The sequence below is a fragment of the Streptomyces sp. WAC06614 genome (genome assembly GCF_003949795.1).
Lineage (GTDB): Bacteria > Actinomycetota > Actinomycetes > Streptomycetales > Streptomycetaceae > Streptomyces.
The window spans coordinates 1-1,099 of the sequence record NZ_RPRY01000701.1 but is presented as its reverse complement, the minus strand read 5'-3'; the positions used below and the strand labels follow the sequence as shown (position 1 = coordinate 1,099).

Here is a 1,099-nt window from a genome sequence, read left to right as displayed (position 1 = left end):
GTGTGGACGACGTAGGCCCGGCCCGCACCCCGCGGACCTGGCCTACGTCGTCCACACCTCCGGCTCCACCGGCCGCCCCAAGGGCGTGCAGATCGAGCACCGCAGCCTCCTCGGCTTCGTCCGCTGGACCACGGGGCTGTGCGGGGTCACCGAGGGCACCCGGTTCGGCTTCGCCTCCTCCTACGCCTTCGACATCTCCTGCTTCCCGCTCTTCCTCACGCTGCCGGCCGGCGGCACCGTCGTCCTGGCCCCCGGCGCGCCCTCCCGCGCCGGCCTGCGCCGCCTGCTCACCGAGCACCGCGCCGACACCCTCGCGCTCACCCCGTCCCATCTGGCCCTGCTCGGCGAGGACACCGGGGGCGCCGCCGTCCGCACCCTGCTGCTCGGCGGGGAGCCGCTGACGCCGGCCGCGGTGCGTACCGTCCGGGCCGGGTTCGGCCCCGACTGCCGGATCGTCAACGGCTACGGCCCCACCGAGGCCACCGTCGCCTGCCTGGCCCACGTGGTGCGGCCCGAGGACGTCCCGCCGGACGGCTCCGGCGCGCCCGCCACGATCCCCCTCGGCACCCCCGGGCCCTTCGCGGACGTCGACCTCGTCGCCGAGGACGGCACCACGATCGGCACCGGCCCCGAGGACCTCGGCCGCACCGGCGAGATCGTGGTCAGCGGGACGCAGGTGGCCCGCGGCTACCTCGGCGCCCCGGGCGGCGCCGGCCCCTCGCCGTTCCTCGTCCGCCCCGACGGCACCCGCGCCTACCGCACGGGCGACCTCGGCCGGCGGCTGCCCGGCGGGGCCGTGGAGTTCGCCGGGCGGATCGACGGCCAGGTGAAGATCGCCGGGCACCGGGTGGAGCCCGCCGAGGTGGTCGCCGCGCTGGAGGCCCACCCCGCCGTGGCCCGGGCCGTGGTGGCGGTCCGCCGCCGCCCTGGCGCGGCGGCGGCGGGCCATCGCGGGCCGGGCCCCCGCCGTGCGGGGCCCCCGCCGCGCCACCCCCTCCGGCGGCTCCACCCGCACCGCCGCGCTCCTCACCTGGCCGCCGGTCCGCCCGGCGGGCCCGCGGGGCGCGCCCGGCGCGCCCAGGCCCCGGTCCGCCGCGCG

Annotated in this window: 1 protein-coding gene; it reads left to right on the top strand. The window is 80.3% G+C overall.

The genetic code is table 11. The annotated features are described in order from the left end of the window. Positions 1-1,099: AMP-binding protein (locus EF918_RS36000; RefSeq protein ID WP_148141366.1), on the top strand; the 1,099-nt coding region annotated here is incomplete at both ends.